18 protein-coding genes, 1 tRNA gene and 1 pseudogene are annotated in these 25,747 nt (G+C 67.6%); 12 read left to right on the top strand and 8 right to left on the bottom strand.

Annotation, left to right across the window (positions count from 1 at the left end; all coding sequences use genetic code 11):
• Nucleotide 1: 1 nt before the first annotated feature.
• A complete protein-coding gene (locus AB6806_RS03205) occupies nucleotides 2-3,139 on the top strand; it encodes an efflux RND transporter permease subunit (RefSeq protein WP_370954099.1) in 3,138 nt (1,045 codons plus the stop codon).
• Between the two features lie 190 nt (nucleotides 3,140-3,329).
• Here the strand turns inward: AB6806_RS03205 and AB6806_RS03200 are convergent, their stop codons facing one another.
• The 5 genes from AB6806_RS03200 to AB6806_RS03180 all read right to left on the bottom strand — a co-directional run bounded on the left by AB6806_RS03200 (nucleotide 3,330) and on the right by AB6806_RS03180 (nucleotide 10,642).
• A complete protein-coding gene (locus AB6806_RS03200) occupies nucleotides 3,330-4,151 on the bottom strand; it encodes an ATP-binding cassette domain-containing protein (RefSeq protein WP_370954098.1) in 822 nt (273 codons plus the stop codon).
• A 138-nt stretch (nucleotides 4,152-4,289) separates the two neighbouring features.
• Complete coding sequence (locus AB6806_RS03195; RefSeq protein WP_370954097.1) at nucleotides 4,290-5,369, bottom strand: DUF2218 domain-containing protein; 1,080 nt, start codon at nucleotides 5,367-5,369, stop codon at nucleotides 4,290-4,292.
• On the bottom strand, nucleotides 5,362-7,347 hold the full coding sequence (gene fhuB, locus AB6806_RS03190) for a Fe(3+)-hydroxamate ABC transporter permease FhuB (protein ID WP_370954096.1): 1,986 nt from the start codon (nucleotides 7,345-7,347) through the stop codon (nucleotides 5,362-5,364). Before fhuB ends, AB6806_RS03195 begins: the two co-directional genes overlap by 8 nt.
• A complete protein-coding gene (locus AB6806_RS03185) occupies nucleotides 7,340-8,200 on the bottom strand; it encodes an ABC transporter substrate-binding protein (protein WP_370954095.1) in 861 nt (286 codons plus the stop codon). Before AB6806_RS03185 ends, fhuB begins: the two co-directional genes overlap by 8 nt.
• Before the next feature lie 207 nt (nucleotides 8,201-8,407).
• A complete protein-coding gene (locus AB6806_RS03180; RefSeq protein ID WP_370954094.1) occupies nucleotides 8,408-10,642 on the bottom strand; it encodes a TonB-dependent siderophore receptor in 2,235 nt (744 codons plus the stop codon).
• Nucleotides 10,643-10,862: 220 nt separating this feature from the next.
• Between AB6806_RS03180 and AB6806_RS03175 the strand changes: the two genes are divergently transcribed.
• From AB6806_RS03175 to AB6806_RS03125, 11 genes and pseudogenes are all read left to right on the top strand, one after another.
• The gene (locus AB6806_RS03175; protein WP_370954093.1) at nucleotides 10,863-11,801 is read left to right on the top strand and encodes a helix-turn-helix domain-containing protein; all 939 of its coding nucleotides are present in this window, start codon (nucleotides 10,863-10,865) and stop codon (nucleotides 11,799-11,801) included.
• 180 nt (nucleotides 11,802-11,981) lie between these two features.
• Nucleotides 11,982-15,065 carry a formate dehydrogenase-N subunit alpha gene (gene fdnG, locus AB6806_RS03170; protein WP_112762331.1) on the top strand — a complete coding sequence of 1,028 codons (3,084 nt, stop codon included), beginning with the start codon at nucleotides 11,982-11,984 and terminating at the stop codon, nucleotides 15,063-15,065.
• 13 nt (nucleotides 15,066-15,078) lie between these two features.
• Nucleotides 15,079-15,996, top strand: coding sequence for a formate dehydrogenase subunit beta (gene fdxH / locus AB6806_RS03165; RefSeq protein WP_038368440.1), 918 nt, complete (start codon nucleotides 15,079-15,081; stop codon nucleotides 15,994-15,996).
• Complete coding sequence (locus AB6806_RS03160; protein WP_113255058.1) at nucleotides 15,980-16,675, top strand: formate dehydrogenase subunit gamma; 696 nt, start codon at nucleotides 15,980-15,982, stop codon at nucleotides 16,673-16,675. Before fdxH ends, AB6806_RS03160 begins: the two co-directional genes overlap by 17 nt.
• A 70-nt stretch (nucleotides 16,676-16,745) precedes the next feature.
• Entirely contained in the window at nucleotides 16,746-17,666 is a 921-nt protein-coding gene (gene fdhE, locus AB6806_RS03155) for a formate dehydrogenase accessory protein FdhE (RefSeq protein WP_370954092.1), read from the top strand.
• 28 nt (nucleotides 17,667-17,694) lie between these two features.
• Nucleotides 17,695-19,101: an L-seryl-tRNA(Sec) selenium transferase gene (gene selA / locus AB6806_RS03150; protein WP_370954091.1), complete on the top strand. Its 1,407-nt coding sequence runs from the start codon at nucleotides 17,695-17,697 to the stop codon at nucleotides 19,099-19,101.
• On the top strand, nucleotides 19,088-19,834 hold the full coding sequence (locus tag AB6806_RS03145) for a tetratricopeptide repeat protein (protein WP_142020648.1): 747 nt from the start codon (nucleotides 19,088-19,090) through the stop codon (nucleotides 19,832-19,834). The genes selA and AB6806_RS03145 overlap by 14 nt, the downstream gene beginning before the upstream one ends.
• Nucleotides 19,831-21,645: pseudogene (selB, locus tag AB6806_RS03140) on the top strand (selenocysteine-specific translation elongation factor); the annotation flags it as partial. The gene AB6806_RS03145 and the pseudogene selB, both read left to right, overlap by 4 nt.
• 108 nt (nucleotides 21,646-21,753) lie before the next feature.
• Nucleotides 21,754-21,849 (top strand) — tRNA-Sec (locus AB6806_RS03135).
• A gap of 113 nt (nucleotides 21,850-21,962) precedes the next feature.
• Nucleotides 21,963-22,430 carry a hypothetical protein gene (locus tag AB6806_RS03130; protein ID WP_370954090.1) on the top strand — a complete coding sequence of 156 codons (468 nt, stop codon included), beginning with the start codon at nucleotides 21,963-21,965 and terminating at the stop codon, nucleotides 22,428-22,430.
• Entirely contained in the window at nucleotides 22,417-22,797 is a 381-nt protein-coding gene (locus AB6806_RS03125) for a hypothetical protein (protein WP_370954089.1), read from the top strand. The genes AB6806_RS03130 and AB6806_RS03125 overlap by 14 nt, the downstream gene beginning before the upstream one ends.
• A 6-nt stretch (nucleotides 22,798-22,803) precedes the next feature.
• On the opposite strand, the gene selD is transcribed toward AB6806_RS03125, so the two are convergent.
• The 3 genes from selD to AB6806_RS03110 are packed head-to-tail and all read right to left on the bottom strand — an operon-like array spanning nucleotide 22,804 to nucleotide 25,705.
• Entirely contained in the window at nucleotides 22,804-23,880 is a 1,077-nt protein-coding gene (gene selD / locus AB6806_RS03120) for a selenide, water dikinase SelD (protein ID WP_370954088.1), read from the bottom strand.
• A gap of 50 nt (nucleotides 23,881-23,930) precedes the next feature.
• Nucleotides 23,931-25,028, bottom strand: a complete 1,098-nt coding sequence (locus AB6806_RS03115; protein WP_370954087.1) for a transglutaminase-like domain-containing protein — start codon at nucleotides 25,026-25,028, stop codon at nucleotides 23,931-23,933.
• Entirely contained in the window at nucleotides 25,025-25,705 is a 681-nt protein-coding gene (locus AB6806_RS03110; protein ID WP_248312438.1) for a TlpA disulfide reductase family protein, read from the bottom strand. The genes AB6806_RS03115 and AB6806_RS03110 overlap by 4 nt, the downstream gene beginning before the upstream one ends.
• Nucleotides 25,706-25,747: the final 42 nt, after the last annotated feature.

Here is a 25,747-nt window from a genome sequence, read left to right as displayed (position 1 = left end):
CATGTCGCGCTTCTTCATCGAGAGGCCGATCTTCGCCTGGGTCGTCGCCATCGTGATCATGCTGGCGGGCGTGCTCGCCCTGCGGACCCTGCCGGTCTCGCAATATCCGCAGATCGCGCCGACGACCGTGCAGATCAGCGCCAATTATCCGGGCGCCGACGCCCAGACCGTCGAGAACTCGGTGACCAAGGTCATCGAGCAAGGCATGACCGGCGTCGACAACCTGCAATACATGACGGCGACCTCGACCTCGACCGGCAACGCCACGATCACGCTGACCTTCACGAACGCGGCCGATCCGGACGTGGCGCAGATGCAGGTGCAGAACAAGCTCGCGCTCGTGACGCGCCAGTTGCCCCAGGTCGTGCAGAGCACCGGCGTCACCGTCGCCAAGGCAGCGACCGGCTTCCTCATGGTCGCGGCCTTCGTCTCCAGCGACGGGCGGCTCTCGACCACGGACCTCGCCGACTATGTCGACTCGACGCTCAACGACACGCTGAAGCGCGTCGAAGGCGTCGGCACGACCCAGCTCTTCGGCGCCGGCTACGCGATGCGCATCTGGCTCGACCCCGACAAGCTGCAGAAATACGCGCTGATGCCGGGCGACGTGATCAACGCGATCCAGGCCCAGAACGTGCAGATCTCGGCCGGCCAGCTCGGCGGGCTGCCGCAGGTCAAGGGCCAGCAGCTCAACGCGACCGTGACCGCGCTCAGCCGCCTGCAGACGCCGCAGCAGTTCGAGAACATCATCCTCAAGAGCGGCACCTCGGGCTCGATCGTCCGGATCAACGATGTCGCGCGCGTCGAGCTCGGCGCCAAGAGCTACGACACGGTCAGCTTCTACAACGGCAAGCCGACGACCGGCCTCGCGATCAGCCTCGCCACCGGCGCGAACGCGCTCGACACGGCGGCCAAGGTCAAGGCCACCATCGAGCGGCTGGCGCCGACGCTGCCGGAGGGGGTCGAGGTCGTCTATCCCTACGACACCACGCCCTTCGTCCAGCTTTCCATCGAGAAGGTGGTGCACACGCTGTTCGAGGCGATCCTGCTCGTCTTCGTGGTGATGTTCGTCTTCCTGCAGAGCCTGCGCGCGACGGTGATCCCGATGCTCGCCGTGCCGGTCGTCCTGCTCGGCACCTTCGGCGTGCTCGCCGCCGCCGGCTATTCGGTGAACACCCTCACCATGTTCGCCATGGTGCTGGCGATCGGCCTGCTCGTCGACGACGCGATCGTCGTGGTCGAGAATGTCGAGCGCGTGATGCACGAGGAAAAGCTCGGCCCCAAGGAGGCGACGATCCGCTCGATGGGCGAGATCACCGGCGCGCTCGTCGGCATCGCCACGGTGCTCTCGGCGGTGTTCGTGCCGATGGCCTTCTTCGGCGGGTCGGTCGGCGTGATCTACCGGCAGTTCTCGGTGACGATCGTCACCGCCATGATCCTGTCGGTCCTCGTCGCCATGATCCTGACGCCGGCGCTCTGCGCCACGCTCCTCAAGGCGCCCGGCGAGCACAGCAAGACATGGGCTCCCTTCGCCTGGTTCAACCGCAATTTCGACCGCACCACCAATGGCTACCGCAACGGTGTCGGCGGGATGATCAAGCGCCCGATGCGCTTCCTGCTCGTCTTCCTGCTGATCGGCGGCGGCATGGGCTATCTGTTCGCGCGGCTGCCCAGCTCCTTCCTGCCCGACGAAGACCAGGGCGTGCTGTTCACGCTCGTGCAGCTTCCGGTCGGAGCGACACAGGACCGGACGCTCAAGGTGCTCGACGAGGTGCGCGAGCACTACCTGACCAAGGAGAAGGATCTGGTCGAGGGCGTCCTGACGGTCGGCGGCTTCAGCTTCAGCGGCCAGGGGCAGAATGTCGGCCTCGCCTTCGTGCGGCTCAAGCCCTTCGAGCAGCGGCCCGGCAAGCAGGCGACGGCGCAGGCCATCGCCGGGCGCGCGATGGGCGCGTTCCGCACGCTCAAGGACGGCTTCGCCTTCGCGCTGGCACCGCCCGCCCTGCAGGGCTTCGGCAACACTTCGGGCTTCGATTTCTACCTGCAGGACGTCGCCGGCGCCGGCCATGAGCGGCTGATGCAGGTCCGCAACCAGCTCCTCGGCCTCGCCGGGCAGAGCAAGCTGCTCACCGGCACCCGGCCGAACGGGCAGGAGGACCAGCCGCAATACTCCGTCACCATCGACCAGGAGAAGGCGAGTGCGCTGACCCTGTCGCTCGCGGACGTCAATACGACGCTCTCGGCGGCCTGGGGTTCGGCCTATGTCAACGACTTCATCGACCGCGGCCGCGTCAAATCGGTCTATGTCCAGTCGGATGCGCCCTTCCGCATGCAGCCTCTGGATGTCGGGCGCTGGTATGTCCGCAACCAGGAGGGAGGCATGGTGCCGTTCTCGGCCTTCGCCTCCGGCCAATGGAGCTACGGCTCGCCACGCCTCGAACGCTATAACGGCGCCTCGGCGGTCGAGATCCAGGGAGCGGCCGCGGCCGGCGTCAGCTCGGGCGCGGCGATGGACGAGATCGACCGGATCGCGAGCCAGCTTCCGACCGGCTTCGGGCATGAATGGACGGGCCTGTCCTATCAGGAGCGGCTGTCCGGCAGCCAGGCCGTCGCGCTCTATGCGCTGTCGATGCTCGTCGTCTTTCTGTGTCTCGCCGCGCTCTATGAGAGCTGGTCGATTCCCTTCGCGGTGATGCTGTGCGTGCCGATCGGCATCTTCGGCGCGCTCGCGGCGGCGACGCTGTTCGGCCAGAGCAACGACGTCTACTTCAAGGTCGGCCTGCTCACCACGATCGGGCTGGCGGCGAAGAACGCCATCCTGATCGTCGAGTTCGCGATCGAGCAGGAGGCGTCCGGCAAGGGGCTGGTCGAGGCGACGCTCGAAGCGGCGCGCCAGCGCCTGCGCCCGATCCTGATGACCTCCTTCGCCTTCATCCTCGGCGTGCTGCCGCTCGCGGTTGCGACCGGCGCCGGCTCGGGCAGCCAGAACGCGATCGGCATCGGCGTGATGGGCGGCATGATCGCGGCCACGGCCATCGGCGTCTTCTTCGTGCCGTTGCTCTATGTCGCCGTGGTCCACCTCGTCCGGCGGATGCGCGGTCAGGGCAAGGATACCAAGGAAGCCGAGACGGCGGCCTGAGGCTCTGCCCTTGGTCGAAACCGCTCCGTCCTTCCGGGCGCCGCTCACGCGGCTTGTCCGGAATGACAGCGTGCATCCTGCCCTCACTTTTTGATGAGAGACGGATTCAGATTTCAGATGGAAACACTTGTGATTTTATCTGAAATCATCCTGTACTCACTTACGCCAGCTCACCCCGCCGACAGCGCTCTCAGGGCGCGAAGGCGAGCGGGCGGCCCGTCTGCGGATGCTGCAACACGGTCATCCGCACGCCGTAGATCGCCTCAAGCTCGGCGGGACGCATGATCGCGTCGGGCGCTCCGCGCGCAATCATGCGCCCCGAATGCAGGGCGACGATCTCGTCGCAATAGTTCGCCGCCATGTTGACGTCGTGCAGCACGACGACCACGCCGATATTGCGCTCCTGCGAGAGGCGCCGCACCAGCGCGAGCACCTCGATCTGATGCGCGACATCGAGCGCCGAGATCGGCTCGTCGAGCAGGAGATATTCCGCATCCTGCGCCACCAGCATGGCGAGCCAGACGCGCTGGCGCTCGCCGCCCGACAAGGTGTCGACCAGCCGGTCGGCGAAGCGCGCGACATCGGTCAGCGCCATCGCCTCCCTGACCTTCTCGCGGTCCCGCTCACCGAACCGGCCGAGCGCGCCGTGCCAGGGATAGCGGCCGAGCGCGACGAGCTCCTTCACCAGCATGCCGGAGGCCGGCGGCGTCTGCTGCGGCAGATAGGCGACCTTGCGGGCGAAGGCGCGGTCGCCCCATTCCGGCAGTGCCCTGCCCTCGAAGCGGATGGTTCCGCCGGAAACCGGCTGCTGGCGGGCCAGAAGCTTGAGCAGGGTCGATTTGCCCGAGCCGTTATGGCCGATGAGCCCGACGACGCGGTGGCCGGGCAAGGTCAGGCTCAGCGGCTCCAGCAGCACGCGGCCGGGGATCGCGAAGCTCACCGCGTCCAGCGCAAAGAGCGGCTGCGGCACGGCCGGCTGGAGCGCGGCGGAAGGAGAGGCTGTCTCGAACATGTGCGTCATCGTTCCTTCTAGAGCATCAGCCCGAAAAGTGGCATGCGGTTTTCGGAAAAAGCCGATGCAAAAACAAAGAGCTACAGCATCGGACTGAATACGATATTCGGTCCGATGCCGTAGGCGGTCGAACCCGGTTCAGTCGCGCTCGCGCTCGACCGCGGCGTGGCCCCGGCGCCAATACGCCGCGACGAGGTGGCGGTCCCTGGCCATACCGCGCTCCTTGCGCAGATAGGTCCTGATCGCACGGGCGGAGGCCTGCTCGCTGCCGATCAGGGCATAATGCGCCCCGCCTTGCGGCCATTCCACTGCCCGGATGGCCCGTTCGAGCAGATCGGTCGAGCCGGCTTCGGCGCCGTTGCGATGCAGCCAGCGCAGATCGAGCGTGGCGGCGGAGGCAATCGGTTGCTCCTCCCGCGCATCGGCGACCTCGATGCGCAGGATGGCCTTCGCGCCTGCCGGCAGGCTTTCCGCGAAACGCGCGATCACCGGGAGAGCGGTCTCGTCGCCGCCGAGCAGGTAGCAATCGGCCGGGACGATCTCGCCGCCGCCCGGCCCCATCAGGCCGACGGTGTCGCCCGGCCCGGCCGTACGCGCCCAGACGGAGCCGGGCGTGTCCTCATGCAGCACGACATCGATATCGACCTCGCCGCGGGCATGGTCGAGGCTGCGGATGGTGTAGACGCGCGTCGTCAGCTCGTCCTCGCCCTTCGGCCAGAGCACGCGGCCATCGGGCGCCAGCGACGGCCAGACGGGCGCCCTGCCCTGCGGCGGGATCAGCACCCGGACATGCAGGCCACCCGTCTCGAGCTGGCCGACATCCGCGACCGCGAGCGTGACGCGCTGCATGCGCGGCGTGACCGGGCGGCTCGCACGCACGGTCGCCCGATGGAAATACGGAATCGCGGTGAGGTCGCAGCCATCGCCGCTCCAGAGGAAAGCGGGTGCCGACCCTTCAGTGCATTCGGCGATGTGTTCGGCCAGCAAGGAGCGGGCGATGAACAGGTAATTCAGTTGATCCGACGCGGCATGCAGGTGCAGCGCCTGCGCCCCGGCCTCCATCTCGACGGCGCCCATCCGGCTCTCGAAGCGGCCGCGGGGTCCGTCCCGCGTCACGGTTCCGCGCTCCGTGAGACGCTCGCAGAGACGATCCAGCAGCGCATGCGGATCGGGCAGCGCGATCGAGGTCGATGCGGTGAAAAGGATCGTCTCAGTCATGGCTTTCCGCTCCGCGGCTCAAGAGCCAGATCAGGTAGGGGCCGCCGATCAGGGCGGCGAAGAGCCCGACCGGGATCTGGTAGGGGTAGATGACGACGCGCGACAGCCAGTCGGCCAGCACCATGACGCCTGCGCCCAGCGCCATCGCCGCGGCAAGCTGATAACGGCCCTGGGCGAAGCCGGAGAGGCGCGCCAGATGCGGCGCGACGAGGCCGATCAGGCTCAAGGGTCCGATCAGCAGCGAGGCGATGCCGGTGAGCAAGGCGGCGAAGGTCGCCAGCGTCAGCCTTCCAAGGCGGCGCGGCAGGCCGACCGCAAGGCTCACCCCCTCCCCCAGCGGCAGGATGTCGAGCCAGCGCGAGAACAGGAACAGCGGCAGGCAGAGGGCGACGCAGCTCGCGACCGCGATCCAGGCCTCGGCGGCGCCGACCCGGTTGGTCGAGCCGGACATCCAGACCAGCAGCAGGTAGCCGCGCATGTCGCCCTGGGCGAGCACCGTCGAGACGACCGCCATCGACAGCGCTCCGAGTGCGACGCCGGCCAGCAGCAGGCGCGACGGCCCCGTCCCGGCCCGGCCGGCGATCAGCAGCATGGCGAGGAGCACGGCGAGCGAGCCGCCGCCGGCTCCGAGCGCCATCGTCCATGGCGTGACGGTGCTGCTCAGGAACAGCACCAGCGCCAGACCGACACCGCCGCCCGCGCTGACGCCGAGCACGTCCGGCCCGGCGAGCGGATTGGCGGTGAGGCGCTGCATCAGCGTGCCGGCCGCCGCCAGCATCGCGCCGGCGAAGCCCGCGGCGACGATGCGCGGGCCCCTGAAGGGCAAAAGATCGGTGAAGAGCGTGCCGGTCGCGAGGCTCCAGCCATTCGGACCGCGCCCGAGCACGAGCGCGCCGAGGGTGACGATGGCCGCCACGGCCATGAGGGTGGACACGGCCAGCACGGGCCGGCGGACGCGGCTCGACTCGCGCCAGCCGGATGTCATCTGCGGCGGCACGGTCGGCGGGATGCGCCCGAGCATCCAGAGCAGCAGCGGGCCACCGAGCAGCGCTGTCGCCGCGCCGGTCGGGGCGAGATCGGCCGTGGCCGAACCGAGGATCTGCACGGCGCTGTCGGTGAAGGAGACCAGGACGGCGCCGGCCAATGGCGCCGCGATCAGGCGATCGCGCAGGCGCCGCGCCCCGAGCGCCCGCGCCAGGATCGGGGCGGCGAGTCCGACGAAACCGATGATACCGATTTGCGCGACCACCGTCGCCGCGAGCCAGACCGCGACGACGAGGACGGCCAGCCGCGCCGCCAGCAGCGCGACGCCGAGACTGCGGGCGCTGGCATCGTCGAGCGCGAGCAGGGTCAGGGGCCGCAGCAGGGCGAAGGAAGCGGCAAGGCCGAGGAGGAGACGTGGAGCCAGCGCGAGCGGGACGTCCCAGCTTTGCTGGTTGAGCGAGCCTGCGCCCCAGATGAAGAGGGAGAAGAGATAATCGCCCTTGGCCAGCACCACGGCCGCACCCAGCGCCGCCGCCGCCAGCGAAACCACCATGCCGGAAAGGATGACGGTGACCGGGTCGAGCTTGCGCCGCCAGCTCAGCGCCAGCACGAGCGCCACGGCGGCCGCCCCGCCCGCGAAGGCAGTGGTTTCGCGGGAGAAGGCGATGAGCGCCGGCGCGAAGGCCGTGGCCACAGTGAGCGCGAGCTGGGCGCCGGCAGCGAGGCCGAGCGTCGAGGGATCGGCGATGGGATTGCGCAGCACCTGCTGCAGGAGCAGGCCGGCAAGGCCCAGCGCCGCGCCGCAGAGCAGCGCCGTAACGAAGCGCGGCAGCAGGCTGTGCCAGAGCAGGATCTGCTCCAGCGGCGCGACGATGGCCGGATCGCCCGGCAGCGGCGCGCGGGTGGCGAGCACGGCGGCGAAGGGCAGCGCGACGAGCGCGAGCGCCGCCAGCGCGGCCGCGAAGGGCCGATGCAGGAAGAGCGGCCTAATCACGCTTCGCCGCTCCCGCCCGTTCGAGGGCCGCCGTCAGCAGGCGGGCGAAGCGACGCGCCGCCGGCAGACCGCCATAGGGGTCGATCGAGCCCAGCGTCAGGACGCGGCCGGCCCGGACATTCGGCAAGGCGTTCCAGAAGGCGCTGCGTCCGAGCAGGCGCGAGGCATCGGCCGGCACGGGCGGGATCATCACGATCCAGGCCTCGGGCACTCGCGCCAGTTCCTCCAGCCCTACCGGCGCCATGGCGGAATAATTGGTCGGCTCGGTCCAGGCATTGGCGATGCCGATCCGGGCCAGCACCGCGCCGAACATGCTGTCGGCGCCGAAGACGCGGAAATGGCGGGCATCGCCGAGATTGATCGGGATGACCGGCAGGGCGTCGAGCGCCTGGAGCCGCTGCCGGCAGGCATCGAGCTCCAGATGGGTCTCGGCGATATAGCGCCCGGCCCGTTCGGCGATGCCGAGGCGCTCGCCGATCGCACGCGTCATCGCCTCCGCCGCCGGGAATGGATCGACGCCCGGCGCATAGAGCGTGAAGCTCTCCACCGGCGCGATCAGGCGCAGGCGCGGCACTGAGGATTCATAGAAATGCGAGATGTAGATCAGCTCCGGCCGGGCGAGCTGCAGCACCTCGAAATTGACCGTGCCGCGCAGGCCGAGATCGGCAACGCTCTCCGGCACCGGCGGCTCGACCGCGACCTCGCGGAACTGGACGAGCTCGGTCGCAGCCACCGGCGGGCGGCCGAGCGCCAGCAACGTCTCCAGCACCGCCCAGTCGATCGTCGCGACACGCAGCGGCGCCTGCCCCCGCCCCGGCGATGCCATTCCGAGCAGCGCGGGCAGAGCAAGCATCGCTCGCCGGGTCATGCCGGCGGCTCGAATGGCCTGTTCTCTGGATAGGGTCGGCGGCAAGACGATACGTGGTCCAGTGTTCGGGAACGGCGAAGAGGCCGCGGCTTTTGCCCCGGCCTCGCATCATGCGGTATTTGGTTCATTGCATCGGCTTTTTCCGAAAACCGCATTCCGCTTTTTCGGGCCGATGCTCGCGCCGCGCGCGACCTACCATTTGTAGCTGGCCGAGACCGTGACGGTGCGGGCATCGCCATAGCCGCAGCCGGAATAACCCTGGCAGCTCTTCACATAGACCTTGTCGAGGAGATTGGTGACGTTCACCGCGAAGGACCAGTCGTCGATCTTGTAGCGGATCGCGGCATCGACCAGCGTCACGGCCGGCACCTTCAGCGTGTTCTCGTTGTCGGCCCAGGATTTGCCGACATAGCGCAGGCCGGCGCCGAGGCCGAGGCCCCTCAGCGGCCCCTCGGTGACGGTGTAGTCGAGCCAACCCGAGGCGGTCACCTCCGGCACGATGAAGGGCGTCTTGCCGATATAGGCAGCGCGGGTGTCCTTCGTCGTCTTGAGGTCGAAGGCGGTGAAGCTCGCCAGCACCTTCCAGTTCTCGTCGAGATTGGCCTTGGCCTCGAGCTCGAAGCCGGTCGAGGTGACCTCGCCGAGCTGGGTCGAGGCGAAGGGATTCAGCGCCGTCGGCGACGGGGTGACGACGTTCTGCTTCACCAGCCGGAAGACCGAGGCCGTGATCAGCGCGTCCATGAAGCCCGGCTTGTACTTCACGCCGGCCTCGTATTGATGGCCCTTCTCCGGCTGGAACGGCGTCGCCGGGCCGCCCGTCAGGTTGGGCACGGCATCGAAGACCGGGTTGAAGAAGGTCGCGGCGCTGACATAGGGCGTCAAGCCATTGGCGAACTCATAGGCCAGGCCGGCGCGGCCGGAGAAGGCCGCCTCGTTCTTGCTGTAGCTCGGCGAGAACAGCAGGCCGGGCGCGCTGAAGGATTTCTTCTTGGTGTAGTCGTAGCGGCCGTTCAGCGTGACGAGCCAGCCATCGCCGAAGCGGAGCTGATCCTGGAGATAGAGCCCGAACTGGTGGTGGTCCAGCTCCTGGTTCAGATAGACCAAGGGCATGCCCTGCGGCGCGCCATAGACCGGGTTGGTCACGCTGATCGGCGTCGCGCCGCCCGATGCCTGCGTCTGGTCGATGTTGAAGTATTTGTAGTCGGCGCCGAGCAGCAGCGAATGCTCGACCGGCCCGGTGCGGAACGTCCGCTCCAGCCGGTTGTCGAGCAGGAAAGTGTTGACCTGCGTGCGCTCCTGGAAGCCGATGCGGTAGAGCTGGTAATCGGGCGCCAGCGGCTGGAAGCGGTTCCCGAACAGCGCGTCCGCGCCGTAATAGCCGTAGCCATAAGGGCCGAGCTGCGAGCCGCGCATATGGCCGTAGCGGGCGTTCTGGCTGAAGGTCCAGCCATTGTCGAACTCATGCCTGAACTCCCAGCCCAGCATGGTCTGGACGCGCTTCTGGCTGTCGATCTCCGGCTCGCCGAGAAAGGCCTTGCGCGGGATGCGGCCGAAGGGCGCGTTCACCACCGTGCCGACATAGGGCAGGAAGCCGCCGCCGACATGGATCTGGTCGAGCGCCGAATAATAGCCATAGGCCGTGAAGCTGGTCGCCCCGTTCGGCTTGTAGGTGATCTGTGGCAGGATGAAGCCACGGAAATCCTTGGCGACGTCGGTGTACTGGTCGCCGCCGGAGATGCGGCCCGTGAGGCGCGTGCTCCAGATGCCCTGCTTGTCGCTGACCCCGATGTCGATGTTGGTGTAGGCGTTGCCGAAATTGTTGATGCCGGTCTCGACCAGGCCGAAATTCCTGCCGTTCGGGCGCTTGCTGATCATGTTGACGATGCCGCCGGGATTGCCGCCGCCGTAGAGGACAGAGGCCGGTCCCTTCAGCACCTCCACCCGCTCGAGCATGAACGGGTCGATCTGGAAGCCGCCGAAGCCGAAGGCATAGTTCGACAGCCCGTCGAGATACATGCCGGTCTGCGTCGCCTGGAAACCGCGGATGAAGACCCAGTCGGTGTCCGGATCCGGGCCGAAGGGCTGGGCCGTGACGCCGGCGGTGTAGCGCAGGGCTTCGTCGACCTTCTGGACGTTGCGGTCCTCGAGCTCCCGCCGGCCGATCACCGAGACGGCCTGCGGGATCGCCGTGATCGGCGTATTGGTCTTCGAGCCCGTCCCCGTGCGCTGCGGTACATAGCCGTTGACCGGGCCGGTCGCGGTCTCGGCCTGGCCTTCGACCGTGATCGTGTCGAGCTGCACCGTTGCCGGCTGAGCCTGGGCCTGCCGATCTTGCCGGGCCTGGGCGAAGGCCGGGCCAGCGATCGCCAGAAGCGAAGCGGCCGATCCAAGAATAAATCTAATCTTCATGCGATCAGTATAGCGCATAATTCGCTTCTACCAGAATGAGTGATGTCGCATTCGAATATTCGATATTTAGAATAATTCAAAACGACACTTATCTCGGGACAATTTTCCCTAACATTCACACCAACAGCCGGATTGATCGTTTCTGCTATGCATTGAACGTTTTTGTTCTGTCCCCGTATCATGCGGCCACGGTGTTGCATTCTCGCCACCTTTCCATCGCCACCGACGGAAGAAGTCGATGTCGCTCCAGCCGAGCATGAATTCCGTCCGGGAAGGCATCAGCGTCATCGGCACGCTGAAATGGCGCGCCTTCAACGGCGTGATCGCCGATCTCTGGCAGGCGCGCTGCGAGAAGGGCGCGCGCGGCGAATATGTCTCGCAGCATCCGCGGCTGTTCATCGTGCTCGAGACGGAGGGCGGATCGTTCGAGACGCGGCTCTCGCCCGGCGGGCCCGGCATTGCGAGCGCACCCGGGGGATCATCGATCAGCTACATGCCGGCCGGGATGCCGGTCTGGACGCGCATCGACGAGCGGCTGCGGCTGAAGCATCTCGACCTGCATTTCGACGCGCGGGAGATCGCGGAACGGCTCGCCGAGCCGCTCGACCGGGCCATCCTCGCGCAACCCCGCATCATGTTCAGCGACGAGCGCATCATGGCGCTGGCGCGGATGATCGCAGCCGAATGCGCAGAGCCGGAGCGGCGGCACGACCTCTATGGCGACGGGCTCGTGCTCGCCCTGCTGATCGATCTCTTCCAGGTCCGGCGCCGCGAGCCGCGCCGGCGCTCGTCGCTGACAGGCGAGCAATTGCGGCGCGTCACCGATTTCATCGCCGATCATTGCGGCGACAATATCCGCCTGCAGGAGCTGGCGGCGCTGGTCGACCTCTCGCAATCGCATTTCAGCCATGCCTTCAAGGCGGCGACCGGCCTGCCGCCGCACCAATGGCAATTGCAGGCGCGCGTGCGGAAGGGCCAGGAGATGCTGGCTGCCGGCGACCGCACCCTGACGGAGATCGCGGCCGAGATCGGCTTTTCCGATCAGGCGCATTTCACCCGCGTCTTCCGCCGCATCGCCGGCGAGACGCCCGCCGCCTGGCAGCGGGCGCGGCGCACCAGCACGGCCATCCCATCGGGCGGAGCGAGGCAGCCGGCCAAACGCAGGGAATCGGCGTAACGCGCTCCATCGCGACGGGCCTTCACCGCCGCGCGAACCGCGGGTTTCGCCGGCAACGGACTACGACAAAAGTCTAGCCATGCGACGCAATGCCCAAGCAAGAGGCAGCTTGACGCCCCCTGGCCAGAGTTTCACTATTCCAAATTGAACGATACGTGATTGTTCGCCTGGGAGGTTGAGATGCTGCATGAGCTCTCGCGCCGCCAGTTCATGAAAGCCGCAGGAGCGGGGATCGGCGGATCTGCCGTCGCCGCGCTCGGATTCGGCGGGGCTGAGGAAGCCCTCGCCCAGGCCGTGCGACCTTTCAAGCTGACGGGCACGACGGAAACCCGAAACACCTGTCCGTACTGCTCGGTCGCCTGCGGCGTCATCATGTACGGCCTCGGCGACGGGTCGAAGAACGCCCATCCCGCGATCATCCATATCGAGGGCGACCCCGACCATCCGACCAATCGCGGCACGCTCTGCCCGAAGGGTTCCGCCCTTCTCGACTTCGTCCATTCCGAGACGCGCACCAAGGTCCCGCAATATCGGGGGCCCGGCGAGCGCGAATTCCGGCAGATCAGCTGGGGCGAGGCGCTCGACCGCATCGCGCGACTGATGAAGGACGATCGCGACAAGAACTTCATCAAGACCAATCAGGACGGCGTCACGGTCAATCGCTGGCTGACGACGGGCTTCCTGGCGGCGTCGGCGACCACCAACGAAACGGCGTTCCTGACCTACAAGGTCGTGCGAAGTCTCGGGATATTGGCGTTCGACAACCAGGCGCGCGTTTGACACGGACCGACGGTGGCCAGTCTGGCCCCAACATTCGGTCGCGGTGCGATGACCAACTCCTGGACGGACATCAAGAACACCGACCTCATCGTCGTCATGGGCGGCAACGCCGCCGAAGCGCACCCTTGCGGCTTCAAATGGGTCACTGAGGCGAAGGCCCAGCGCGGCGCCAAGCTGATCGTCGTCGATCCGCGCTTCACGCGCACGGCCTCGGTCGCGGATTTCTACGCGCCGATCCGGCAAGGCACCGACATCGCTTTCCTGCTCGGGGTGATCAAGTACTGCATCGATAACGACAAGATCCAACACGACTATGTGCGCGCCTTCACCAACGCGCCCTATATCGTGAAGGAGGGCTTCGGCTATCAGGACGGTTTGTTCACCGGCTACGACGAGGCCAAGCGCGACTATGACCGCTCGAGCTGGGAATACGAGCTCGGGCCGGACGGTTATGTCCAGATCGACGAGACGCTGCAGCATCCGCGCTGCGTCTACCAGCTCCTGAAGAAGCATATCGCGGTCTACACGCCGGAGATGGTCGAGCGCATCTGCGGCACGCCAAAGGACAAGTATCTCACGATCTGCAAGATGATCGCGGAGACCTCGGCGCGCGACAAGGTCATGACCTCGATGTACGCGCTCGGCTGGACGCAGCACTCCAAGGGCTCGCAGAACATCCGCTCCATGGCGATGCTGCAGCTCATGCTCGGCAATATCGGCATGCGCGGCGGCGGCATGAATGCGCTGCGCGGGCACTCCAACATCCAGGGGCTCACCGATATCGGCCTGATGTCGAACCTGATCCCGGGCTATCTCACGCTCGGGACCGACAAGGAGGTCGATTTTTCGACCTATATGTCGACGCGCGGCTTCAAGCCGCTCAGGCCCAACCAGATGAGCTACTGGCAGAACTACAAGAAGTTCATGGTGAGCTTCCTGAAGTCGATGTGGGGGCCGGCGGCGACGGCGGAGAACGACTTCGCCTATCAGTGGCTACCGAAGCTCGACGTGCCCGGCTACGACGTGCTGCGCACCTTCGAGCTGATGAGCCAGGGCAAGGTCAACGGCTATTTCTGCCAGGGCTTCAACCCGCTGCTCTCCTTCCCCAATAGGGGCAAGGTCACGGCCTCGCTGTCGAAGCTCAAGTTCCTCGTGGTGATGGACCCGCTGCAGACCGAAACGGCACGGTTCTGGAAGGACGAGGGCGTCCATAACGACGTCAAGCCCGAGGACATCAAGACCGAGGTCTTCGAGCTGCCGACGAGCTGCTTCGCCGAGGACGAGGGCTCGCTGGTCAATTCCGGCCGCTGGCTGCAATGGCACTGGCCGGGCGCCGAGCCTCCGGGCGAGGCCAAGCACGACAACTGGATCATGGCGCAGCTCCATATGCGCCTGCGCGCGCTCTACCAGAAGGAGGGTGGGGCCTTCCCGGACCCGATCGTCAATCTCCACTGGCCTTATCGCGACCCGGGCGAGCCCGAGCCGGACGAGATGGCCAAGGAGATGAACGGCTATGTCGTCTCGACGGTGACCGACCCGGTCGACCCGAGCAAGGTCATCCTCGAGAAGGGCAAGCAGATCGACACCTTCGGGCAATTGCGCGACGACGGCTCGACCGCCTGCGGCTGCTGGATCTATTCCGGCTGCTGGACCGAGAAGGGCAATATGATGGCCCGCCGGGACACCAGCGACCCCGGCAATACCGGCGCCTATTCGAACTGGGCCTTCTCCTGGCCGGCGAACCGCCGGATCCTCTACAACCGCGCTTCGGCCGATCTCGACGGCAAGGCCTGGGATCCGAAGCGCAAGCTGATCGAGTGGAACGGCACGGCCTGGGCGGGCTTCGACGTGCCGGACATCGCGCCCGGCGCCAAGCCGCAGGATGTCGGCCCCTTCATCATGAATCCGGAGGGGACCGCACGGCTCTTCGCCCGGGCGATGATGAAGGACGGCCCCTTCCCGGCCCATTACGAGCCCTTCGAGAGCCCGGTCGCCAACGTGCTCGCCCCGAAGATCCGCGGCAACCCGGCCGCGCGCATCTTCAAGGACGATCTCGCGGCGCTGGGAACCTCGGACAAGTTCCCCTATGCCGCGACCTCCTACCGCCTGACCGAGCATTTCCACTTCTGGACCAAGCATGTCTGGGTCAATGCGGTGCTGCAGCCGGAGTTCTTCGTCGAGATCAGCGAGCAGCTCGCCGCGGAGAAGAACATCCAGAAGGGCGGCTGGGTGAAGGTCTCGTCCAACCGCGGCTCGGTCTATGCCAAGGCGATGGTGACCAAGCGCATCAAGCCGCTGATCTGCGACGGCAAGACCGTCCATATCGTCGGCATCCCGCTCCATTGGGGCTTCACCGGTGCGGCGCGCAAGGGCTTCGGCCCGAACAGCCTCACCCCGTTCGTCGGCGACGCCAATATCGAGACGCCCGAGTTCAAGGCGTTCCTCGTGAATGTCGAGCCGTCCAACGGACCGGCGACGAGCTAGGGAGGCGAAGACCATGGGATTGCAGAGCCAGGACTTCGCCCGCATCTCGGCGACCAATATGCGGCCGCCGGATGTCCGCCACGATTTCGAGGTGGCGAAGCTCATCGACGTCTCGAAATGCATCGGCTGCAAGGCTTGCCAGTCGGCCTGCCTGGAATGGAACAATCTGCGCGAGGAGGTCGGCTTCAACACCGGCTCCTATGACAATCCGCACGATCTGACGCCGAACAGCTGGACGCTGATGCGGTTCACCGAATGGGAGAACCCGCAGAGCGGCAATCTCGAATGGCTGATCCGCAAGGATGGCTGCATGCATTGCGCCGATCCGGGCTGCCTCAAGGCCTGCCCCTCGCCGGGCGCGATCGTGCAGTACAACAACGGCATCGTCGATTTCGTCTCGGAGAACTGCATCGGCTGCGGCTATTGCGTGAAGGGCTGCCCCTTCAACATCCCGCGCATCAGCCAAACCGATCACAAGGCCTATAAGTGCACGCTCTGCTCGGATCGGGTCTCGGTCGGCCAGGCGCCGGCCTGCGCCAAGGCCTGCCCGACGGGGGCGATCACCTTCGGCACCAAGCAGGCGCAGCTCACCTTCGCGCAGACGCGCGTCGCGGATCTCAAGTCGCGCGGCTTCCAGAATGCCGGCATCTACGACCCGCCGGGCGTCGGCGGCACGCATGTGATGTATGTGCTCCACCATGCCGACCAGCCGCAGCTCTATGCCGGGCTGCCCAACAATCCGCGGATCAGCCAGGTCGTCGAATTGTGGAAGGGCCTGACCAAATATGCCGGCATGGCGGCGATCGGCTTCGCCGCCGCCTTCGCCTTCGTCCATGGCATCGTGGCCCGGCGCAACGATGTCAGCCGCGCCGAGGACCGCGAGGCCGAGCATGTGATCGACGAGGAGGCAGCCCGTGGTCGTCAGGCGTGAAGAGGAGCGCACGACCGTCGACCGTTATCCCGGCCGCGTGCGCGTCAATCACTGGGTCACCGCGATCTCGCTGATCCTGCTCGCCCTCAGCGGGGCGGCGCTGTTCCATCCCTCGCTGTTCTTCCTGTCGGGCCTGTTCGGCGGCGGCGCGAACACCCGCGCCCTGCATCCCTGGATCGGCGTCGTGCTGCTGGCGAGCTTCGCCATCCTCTTCGTCCAGATGGTCAGATACAATTTCTGGCAGAAGGTCGACACACAATGGATGCGCCATATCGGCGAGGTGATGTCCGGCCATGAGGAAAACCTGCCCGAGATCGGCAAGTACAACGGCGCCCAGAAGATCGTCTTCTGGCTGATGACGCTGCTGATCCTCGTCCTGTTCGGCACGGGGATCATGATCTGGTACGAGTATTTCGGCGCGAGCTTCACCATCGAGCAGCAGCGCTTCGGCCATATCCTGCATGCGCTGGCGGCGATCGCGATGCTGCTGGTCGTCATCGTCCATATCTATGCCGGCTTCTATGTGCGCGGCACGATGAACGCGATGACGGAGGGCAAGGTGACGGGCGGCTGGGCTTTCCGCCACCATCGGCTCTGGCTGCGCCAGGAGGCCCGCGAGGGCGTCGTCGACGAACGCCAGACACCACCGCGCCGCCACACTGTCGGCCCGGCCGAGTAGCAATATCCTTGCATGCGGGGCGGCCCGGCCGCTCCGCCTCCCGTGACCCGTGCGGTTCGAGAGGACCAGAATGAGTGACGCTCCGGGCTTTGCGCCCTTCGAGGAAGTCGGCATCGCCGAGCGCGACAAGCCGCCCTTCATCCGCCTGCCCTTGCCGGAGACGCTGTTCGGGCTGCGCGCCATGCGCTTCGCCGCGCTCGCGCCCGGCCACCAGCTCGAGCCCTATCTGAGCTTCCTGGCGGCCTTGTCGAAGGCGCAGGACGAGCTCGCGCGCACCTTGCCGCCCCCTGCCCTGCCCGCCTTGGGCGAGCTTCGGATGCGGGCCGCCAATGCCATGCCGCTCCTGCCCCGCGAAGGTCTTGCCGACGATCCGGCCGCCTCGGCCGCGCTCGACGGGCTGGCGAAGCTGCTGGCAGGCGTCGCCATGCCGGACCTTGCCCGCACGGCCCTCGAACGGGCCATGGCGGTCGATGACGAAGGCCGCCGCGCGATGTTCGCCGCGGTGCTGGCCGATGCGATCCCGGTCGAGGCGGTGGCCGAGCACATCTTCGCCGCCGCGGCCTTGCAGGTCGTCGCGGCCCGCTGCGTGGCGCAGCTCGACCCGCTGCTGCCGCAGCCGGTCGCGGATGGCGTCTGCCCTTGTTGCGGCGGGCCGCCGGTGACGAGTTCGATCGTCGCCGACGTCAATGTCGAGGGCGTGCGCTATGTCCAGTGCTCGCTCTGCGCGGCGCAATGGAACCATGTCCGGGTGAAGTGCGTCACTTGCGGCTCGACCAAGGGCATCGCCTATCAGGCGATTGAGGGCATCGCCGACACGATCAAGGCCGAGACCTGCGACGAATGCCGGACCTATGTGAAGATCCTGAACCGCCGCAAGGACACGGAGCTGGAACCCGTCGCCGACGATATCGCGAGCCTCGGCCTCGATCTGCTGGTGACGGAGGCCGGCTGGAAACGGGCGGGGGTGAATCCGTTCCTGCTCGGCTATTGACGATCATGCGTCTCCCGGAGGGAGCCTGATGAACAGACCCGAACGCTTCCGCCCCCCTTCGGTCGACGAGATCCTGCGCAGCGGCGAAGGCGCCCTCGCCATCGCCCGCCATGGCCGCAGCGAAACGACGCAGGCCGTGCGGCAGGTTCTGGAGCGGATGCGGCAGAGCGAGACCTCCCACGCCGCCTCGGCCGATGCCATCGCGCACATGGCGCTCGATGTGCTGGAGGAGCGCGGGCGGCCGTCGCAGCGCCCCGTCATCAACCTCACCGGCACGGTGCTGCACACCAATCTCGGCCGCGCCCTGCTGGCCGAGGAGGCGGTTCAAGCCGTCGTCACCGCGATGCGCGCACCGACCAATCTCGAATATGAGATCGAGGCCGGGCAGCGCGGCGAGCGCGACGCGCATGTGCGCGGCCTGATCCGGGAATTGACCGGCGCCGAGGATGCGGTGCTGGTCAACAACAATGCCTCGGCGGTGCTGCTCGTGCTCAACACCCTCGCCCGGGATCGCGAGGCCATCGTCTCGCGCGGCGAGCTGATCGAGATCGGCGGCGCCTTCCGCATGCCGGATATCATGGGCCGCGCCGGCGCGATCCTGCGCGAGGTCGGCACCACCAATCGCACGCATCTCAAGGACTATGCCGAGGCCATTGGCCCTGAGACCGGGCTGCTGCTGAAGGTGCACACCTCGAACTATGTCGTGCAGGGCTTCACGGCGGAGGTCGAACCAGCGGAGCTGGCGAAGCTCGCCCGCACCCACGACCTGCCTTTCGTCGACGATCTCGGCTCGGGCACGCTGATCGACCTCGCCCGCTGGGGGCTGCGGCACGAAAAGACCGTGCAGGACGCGCTGAAGGGCGGCGCCGATCTCGTCACCTTCTCGGGCGACAAGCTGCTCGGGGGCCCGCAGGCCGGCATCGTCGCCGGGCGGAAGGATCTGATCGCCAGGCTCGCCAAGAATCCGCTGAAGCGCGCGCTCCGGCTCGACAAGCTCCGTCTCGCGGCGCTGGAGGCGACGCTCCGGCTCTATCGCGACCCCGACCGGCTGGCCGAGCGCCTGCCGACGCTGCGCCTGTTCACACGCAAGACCGCGGAGTTGCGCGTGCTGGCCGAGCGGCTGCGGCCACAGGTAGCGGCCGCGCTCGGTGCCGGCTGGGAGGTCGAGACGATCGACTGCGCCAGCCAGATCGGCTCCGGCGCGTTGCCGCTGGAGACGCTGCCGAGCGCGGGGCTCGCGATCGCGCCGGCCGGCAAGGCCAGCGGCGGCGCCGTCGAGGCCTTGGCCGCCGCTTTCCGGGCCGTGCCGGTGCCGGTGATCGGGCGCATCGCACAAGGCGCGCTGATCTTCGACCTGCGCTGCCTCGAAGACGAGACGCTCTTCGCCGCGCAGCTCGCGAGGCTGAAACCCGGAGGCGGCGATGGGCTGGCTTGACCGGCTGCGCCGCAAGGACAACTCCGGCGCGGAGGATGTGGCTGCCGCCATGGCGCGCGCCACTGATGCGGTCGAGCGCGGCGACCATCGCGCCGCGCTGGCGCTCTGGGGGCCGCTCGCCCATGCCGGTATCGCGCGAGCCCAGAACAATATCGGCGCCTGTTTCGCCGAAGGGCTCGGCGTGGAGCGCGATCTCACGCTTGCCCTGCGCTGGCTGACGCTGGCCGCGAATAGCGGTGATCCGGTCGGGCAGCGCAATCTCGCAGCGCTCCATTTCAGGGGCGACGGCGTCGCGCAGAGCGACGAAGAAGCGATGCGGCTCTATCGGCTCGCCGCCGAGCAGGGCGACGCCCCGGCGCAGGACATGCTGTCCTGGATGCTGCTCGAAAGCGGCCTGCCCGAGGCGCGGGCGGAAGCCTTGCGCTGGGCGCAGGCCGCCGCCGAGGCCGGCATCGCGACCAGCATGACCCGGCTCGGCATGATGTTCCATGACGCTCTTGGCGTGGAGCGCGATCCCGCCGTGGCGGCCGAATGGTGGCAGCGCGGCATGGCGGCCGGCGATCCCGATTCCGAAGCCATGCTCGGCGCCGCGACCCTGCTCGGCCAGGGCGTGGCTCAGGATTCCGAGCGCGCGCTTTCCCTGCTGCTCTCGGCCGAGGCCAAGGGCAGCCGCCTCGCCGCGCCCTTCATCAAGGCCGCGCGCGCCGCCTCCCCGATCGAGGCCGCGCCATGATCATCGGCACGGCCGGACATATCGACCATGGCAAGACCTCGCTGGTGAAGCGCCTCACCGGCGTCGATACCGACCGGCTGAAGGAGGAGAAGGCGCGCGGCATCTCGATCGCGCTCGGCTTCGCCTATTGGCCGCAGGCCTATGGCTCCGTGATCGGCTTCATCGACGTTCCCGGCCATGAGAAGCTGGTCCATACGATGCTGGCCGGGGCTTCCGGCATCGACCTCATCCTGCTCGTCGTCGCGGCCGATGACGGGGTGATGCCGCAGACGCGCGAGCATGTCGCCATCGCCCGCCTGCTCGGCATCCGCGACGCCGTGGTCGCGCTCACCAAGACCGACCTCGTCGATGCGGAGCGGATCGCCACCGTGCGCAACGAGGTCGCCAACCTGCTCGCGGATACGCCCTTCGCCGACGCACCGACGCTGCCGGCCTCGACCGTAACCGGCGACGGGCTCCCGGAATTGAGCGAATTGCTCGCGGCCAAGGCGCGTCAGGCGCAAGGCAGGCGGGGTGACGGCGCTTTCCGCCTCGCTGTCGATCGCTGCTTCACCTTGCAGGGCACAGGCACGGTGGTGACGGGCACGGTGCTGTCGGGCTCCGTCCGCGTCGGCGACAGCGTCGTCGTCTCGCCTACCGGCCTGCCGGCACGCATCCGCTCGATCCATGCCCAGAACCGTCCGGCCGAGACCGGCCATGCCGGCGACCGCTGCGCGCTCAACCTTGCCGGACCCGGCATCGCGAAGGAGGCGATCCGGCACGGCGACATGGTGCTGGCGCCGGCCCTGCACGCACCGGCAAGCCGGATCGACGCCGAGATCACGCTGCTCGCCTCCGAAACCAGGCCCCTCGCCATGTGGCAGCCGGTGCGGCTCCATCACGCCGCGGCGGAAGTCGGCGCCCGCATCGTGCTGCTGGGCGAGGAGATCGCGCCGGGCGCGACCGCCCCGGTCCAGCTCGTTCTCGACAGCCCGCTCGCCGCAGCGGCGCTCGACCGCTTCGTGCTGCGCGACATCTCGGCCTCGCGCAGCATCGGCGGCGGCCGCTTCCTCGACCTGCGCGCTCCGGAGCGCAGGCGCCGCAGCCCGGAGCGGCTGGCGCAGCTTGCCGCCCTCGGCCTCGCCGATCCGGCCGAGGCTTTGCGTGCGCTGCTGGGGGTCGCGCCCTACCATGTCGAGATCGACAGCTTCGTCCGCGACCGCGCGCTGGGCGCTGACGCCGCGGAGCAACTGACCGCACGGCTCCACCTCGTCAGGATCGGCGCCCTTGCGATGCTGCCCGAGCATTGGCAGGCGCTGGCTAAAGCCGTGGCCGACACGCTCGACGCCTATCACGCTGAACATCCCGACCTGCCCGGCATGGGGCTGGAACGTTTGCGGCTCGCTGTGGCGCCGCGCCAGCCGGCGCCCTTGTTTCGCCAGGCGCTGGCGCGGCTCACGGAGGACGGCGTGGTCGCCGCCTCCGGCTCCTGGATCAGGCGGCCCTGCCATGAAGTCCGGCTCTCGCCGGAGGACGAGGCCCTGTGGACCCGCATCGCACCGCTGATCGGCGGCGATGAGCGCTTCCGCCCGCCGCGCGTGCGCGACATCGGCCAGATGCTCGGCCGTCGCGAGGAGGAAATCCGTCGGCTGTTCCGGCTGATCGGACGGCGCGGCGACGTGCACGAAATCGCGCTCGACCACTTCTTCCAGCGCGACACGCTGGTCGAGATGGTCGGCATCGCGAGCGCGCTTGCCGCACAGCATCCGGCCGGCTTCAACGCCGCGCAATTCCGCGACAGGCTCGACAACGGCCGAAAGGTCGCTATCCAGATTCTCGAATTCTTCGACCGCCACGGCGTCACCATCCGCCGCGGCGATCTCCGGCGCATCAACCGGCAGCGGCTCGACCTGTTCGGCCCGCCACTGGGGGTACCCGATGGAGGAGAAACGTCCCCGGTGGGGCGTCCGGACTTCAAATCCGGGAGGGGCCGTCAGACGGTCTCTGGTGGGTTCGACTCCCATTCTCTTCCGCCAGTTTCTACGGCATCGAACTGAGCTTCTGATTCAAACCGATGCCGCAATGATTTGTTTTTATTAGATTTTCTGAGTATCGAACGTCATTGTCCGGGCAAAGCTCGAGAGGCCGCATGACCGACAGCGAAGCCCCCGCCCTCGATCTGATCGCCGGTTTCGAGCGCGCCGCCGAAGCCGCTGGGGAGGCTGAGGACGCCTATCGCAAGGAGGCGGCGGCACGGATCGCCGCGCTCGCTCTCGAACGAGCCACGGCCTTCCGGCGGCTCAATCTCGTGCGCGGCGCCGTCAGGGCCATCAGCGAAGCCGACGAGCCCGAGAAAGCCGTTGCACGCGCCCGCTTCGTCATCGCGCAAACGCTCGGCTGGGAGGAGATCGGGCCCCGGCAGGAGCTCGTCCTCGATCGCTTGACGCCCTTCCTCGAGGCGCTACGGACCGAATTGCCGACGGAAGCCAATGCCGCCGTCGAGAGCGCCGCGGAGGCGCTGCGCGGCTTCGAGGATTGGTATCGCGCCGAGACCGGCAGCGACTTCTACGCGCTGTTCGAGCGCTACATGCCGGATACGCCGCGTGTCGACTTCTAGAGGGCTCGGCACCGATTTCGATCGCTGGCTCGGCAAGCTCTTCCGCAAGGGCCCGTTCACGGCGCTGATCGTGCTCGTCAGGATCGCCCCGCCGAAGGTGGAGCCGCTGCGCTCGACCTTCGTCCATGTCGTCGGCGACGAGATCGACTGGGGCGACATCGTGCTGATGCTGCGCGGGGCGGGCACGAGCTGGGACGGCGCCGCCTTCTTCCCCACCCGCGACGCGGATGGCGGGCTCGTGCCCGACGAAACCGCCCGCGTCCGGCTGCGGGAGCTGGAAGGCGCGCTCCGGGAGAACCGGCTGGTGCTGAACGAAGGAGCCTTCTTCGATGTCTGGGGCCGCAACCTCAAGGTCGAGGCGGCGTGAGGCGCATCAAACCACCAGCACCCGCCCCGGCCCGGCCTCTACCGTACCGATGATCCGCGCGGCCGGGCAGCCCGCCGCCTTGATCTGCGCGAGCACATCTCCTGCCCGTTCCGCCTTGCAGGAGACCAGCAATCCGCCGGAGGTCTGCGGATCGGTGAGCAGGTGCCGGCGCCACTCCGGCAACCCGGCCGGCAGAACGACGCCCTCGCCATAGCTTGCCCAGTTGCGATGCGAGGCTCCGGTCACCCGGCCTGCCTGCACCAGCCTTTCCGCCTGCGACAGGAACGGCAGGTCGGCAAGGCGAAGCTTCAGCGTCGCGCTGGAGCCGCGCGCCATCTCCAGCCCATGGCCGAGGATGCCGAAGCCGGTGACGTCGGTGATGGCGTGCACGTCCTCGTCCTTCGCCAATTCCGCGCCGACGCGGTTGAGCAGCGTCACCGAGGCAATCATCTCGTCATAGGCGGCCGGCGAAAGCTCGCCCTTCTTGAAGGCGGCCGAATAGATGCCGACGCCGAGCGCCTTGGTCAGGATCAGCGCGTCGCCCGGCCGCGCGCCGCTGTTGCGCCGCAGGTTCTTCGGGTTGAGCAGGCCGATGACGGCAAGCCCGTAGATCGGCTCGGGCGCGTCGATGGAATGGCCGCCGGCGACGGGAATGCCGGCCTCCGCACAGATCGAGGCACCGCCCTTCAGGATCTCGCGGGTCATCTCCACCGGCAGCTTGTCGAGCGGCATTCCGAGGATGGCGAGCGCCATGATCGGCTTTCCGCCCATGGCGTAGACGTCGGAGATCGCGTTGGTCGCGGCGATGCGGCCGAAATCACGGGGATCATCGACCATCGGCATGAAGAAATCGGTCGTGGCGACGACGCAGGTCTCATCGTCGATCTGCCAGACGGCGGCGTCGTCGCCGGTTTCGGTTCCCACCAGCAATTGTTTGTACGGCCCCGCCGCCGGGTGCTCGGCCAGCAATTGCTGGAGCACCGAAGGGGCAAGCTTGCAGCCGCAGCCGCCGCCATGGGCGAGGCTGGTCAGGCGCGGAGCGGCCGCCCGCGCCGGGGCCTCGCGCTCGATTGTCTCGCTCATCGTCTCATCTCCGGAAAGCGGCGGCCGGGCTCCCTGCCCGGCCATCTGGATCAGGCCGTGATCTCGGCGGACCTGATCATGTATCGGAACGTGTCCGGGTCGAGGCAGTCGAGCAGCGCGCCGGCGACCTCGGCCTGCGGATACATCAGGAAGCCGACCTTGTGCCGCGAGCCCGGCAATTCGAGGTCATGCGCCATGTTGTAGCCGAGCCAGTTACCCTCCCAGGCGCCGAACAGCGTCTCGCGCGCCGCAACCACCTTGGGGTTGTCGATGGCGTTGTTGCCGGGCGGCTCCTCGAGCACGACCTTGCGGACATCGGCAGGGTCAGTCGCGACCCAGCCGTGGCCTTCGAGCCAGACCTCGGCGCGGCAATGCTGCGACTTGGTGATCGTCGCCGAGCCGGCGCCGAGGCTGGCATAGCCGAATTGCGAGGGCGCGACGCGGATGCCGTAGATGTCGCGCGCGGGAATGCCAACGGAGCGCACCAGCGCGACATAGAGGGCATTGAGATCGGCGCATTTGCCGCCGAGATTGCCGGTGCGCAGCATCGAGGCGACATCGCCCGTGCCGCAGCCCCGCGTCTTCGCATCGCGGAAGGTGTTGGCCACCACCCATTCATAGATGGCGCGAGCCTTCTCGACGTCGCCGGTCTTGCCGGCCGCCGCCTTCTCGGCGGTCTCCCGGACGATGCCGTCGGTCGGCATCAATTCGGTCGCCTCGAGATAGAGCTTGCGCTCGGCCTCACTGAGGGCGGGCTTGCCGCCCGCCGCGAAATCCTCCGCCCGATCGCGCAACGAAAAGCGGCTCCTGATCTCGACGCTCGGCGCCGCCTCGCCCTCCTTGAAGACGACATGCAGCATCTGCGCGCCATATTTCGGATCCCGCACCACCTCCACTGAGGCGGCATTGGTCGTCCAGTCGCTCTTGCCGGGCCTGATCCATTCCGGCTGATCCACGGAAGGCAGCGGAATCCAGGCCTGCGCCTTGCCCTGCCCGGCCAGGTCGAGCCGCGTCACCACTTCGAAATCCCGCCATTTGCCGGGCCTCGGCGCGAAGGCCGGAGCCTGCGCGAAAGCCTGATGCGGCATCAGCAGGGCCGCGCCGGCAGCGGCGGCCCCTGTCTTGAGTATGTCGCGGCGATTGATCATCGGATGGCTCCTCCCTCGTTTTTATCAGCGATTGTCCTGGACAGGTCTTGCTTGGGTCTTTCTTCCTCGGGGCGTTCTTCCGAAGGGTTCTCTCCACCCGGTTTCGCGACGGCGGCGAGGGCGCGCAGAACGGCCGGGCTCGTCCAGTCGAGCGGCTCCTCCGTCTTGAACGCCGGGCGCAGTTGCCCGTCGAGCACGAAGCTCGTCGGCAGGCCGAGCACCTGCCAGCGCTTCATCGCCGCACGGTCCTCGTCGAGCAGCACCGGGAAATCGACGGGACGCGCCTTGAAGAAGCTGCGCAGCCGCGCCGGAACCTCGCCGACATTGACCGCGAGGATCGCGACGGCCGGGTCGCGACGCTGCGCCAGCGCGTTCAGCGAGGCCATCTCCTCGATGCAGGGGCCGCACCAGGTCGCGAAGAAGTGGACGATGACGGGCTCGCCGCGCATATCGGCAAGATCGAGCGCTGCCGCATCGAGGCGCGTGAGCGCCAGCTCCGGCGGAGCGGGGCTGGACCAGGGCTGGAGGTCACCGGCCTTGCCAGCGCCGGGCAGGAGAGCGAGGACCAGCCCGACCGCCAGCGCCCGAAGACGACGCTTCGGCCCCCGAACCGATCCTGATGCGCCCCGAAACTCGGGAGCAACCATGGCGAGCACGTCCGCATCCTTTCCCGCCATCCTCCTGCCGTCAATGCGCGTTTTTGTGAGCAACACGCAGCC

Origin of the sequence: Allobosea sp. RCC_152_1 (assembly GCF_041360765.1) — a bacterium.
Classification (GTDB): domain Bacteria; phylum Pseudomonadota; class Alphaproteobacteria; order Rhizobiales; family Beijerinckiaceae; genus Allobosea; species Allobosea spartocytisi.
The sequence above is the reverse complement of the archived record's forward strand: the minus strand, read 5'-3'. Positions and strand labels throughout refer to the sequence as shown.

Coding starts and splice junctions, on each gene's coding strand:
- selA (WP_370954091.1), top strand. CDS start 17,695: ATGAACAGACCCGAACGCTTCCGCCCCCCTTCGGTCGACGAGATCCTG.
- AB6806_RS03115 (WP_370954087.1), bottom strand. CDS start 25,028: ATGATCAATCGCCGCGACATACTCAAGACAGGGGCCGCCGCTGCCGGC.
- AB6806_RS03180 (WP_370954094.1), bottom strand. CDS start 10,642: ATGCGCTATACTGATCGCATGAAGATTAGATTTATTCTTGGATCGGCC.
- selD (WP_370954088.1), bottom strand. CDS start 23,880: ATGAGCGAGACAATCGAGCGCGAGGCCCCGGCGCGGGCGGCCGCTCCG.
- fdhE (WP_370954092.1), top strand. CDS start 16,746: ATGAGTGACGCTCCGGGCTTTGCGCCCTTCGAGGAAGTCGGCATCGCC.
- AB6806_RS03130 (WP_370954090.1), top strand. CDS start 21,963: ATGACCGACAGCGAAGCCCCCGCCCTCGATCTGATCGCCGGTTTCGAG.
- AB6806_RS03110 (WP_248312438.1), bottom strand. CDS start 25,705: ATGGCGGGAAAGGATGCGGACGTGCTCGCCATGGTTGCTCCCGAGTTT.
- AB6806_RS03205 (WP_370954099.1), top strand. CDS start 2: ATGTCGCGCTTCTTCATCGAGAGGCCGATCTTCGCCTGGGTCGTCGCC.
- fdxH (WP_038368440.1), top strand. CDS start 15,079: ATGGGATTGCAGAGCCAGGACTTCGCCCGCATCTCGGCGACCAATATG.
- AB6806_RS03145 (WP_142020648.1), top strand. CDS start 19,088: ATGGGCTGGCTTGACCGGCTGCGCCGCAAGGACAACTCCGGCGCGGAG.
- AB6806_RS03175 (WP_370954093.1), top strand. CDS start 10,863: ATGTCGCTCCAGCCGAGCATGAATTCCGTCCGGGAAGGCATCAGCGTC.
- AB6806_RS03200 (WP_370954098.1), bottom strand. CDS start 4,151: ATGTTCGAGACAGCCTCTCCTTCCGCCGCGCTCCAGCCGGCCGTGCCG.
- AB6806_RS03185 (WP_370954095.1), bottom strand. CDS start 8,200: ATGCTTGCTCTGCCCGCGCTGCTCGGAATGGCATCGCCGGGGCGGGGG.
- AB6806_RS03195 (WP_370954097.1), bottom strand. CDS start 5,369: ATGACTGAGACGATCCTTTTCACCGCATCGACCTCGATCGCGCTGCCC.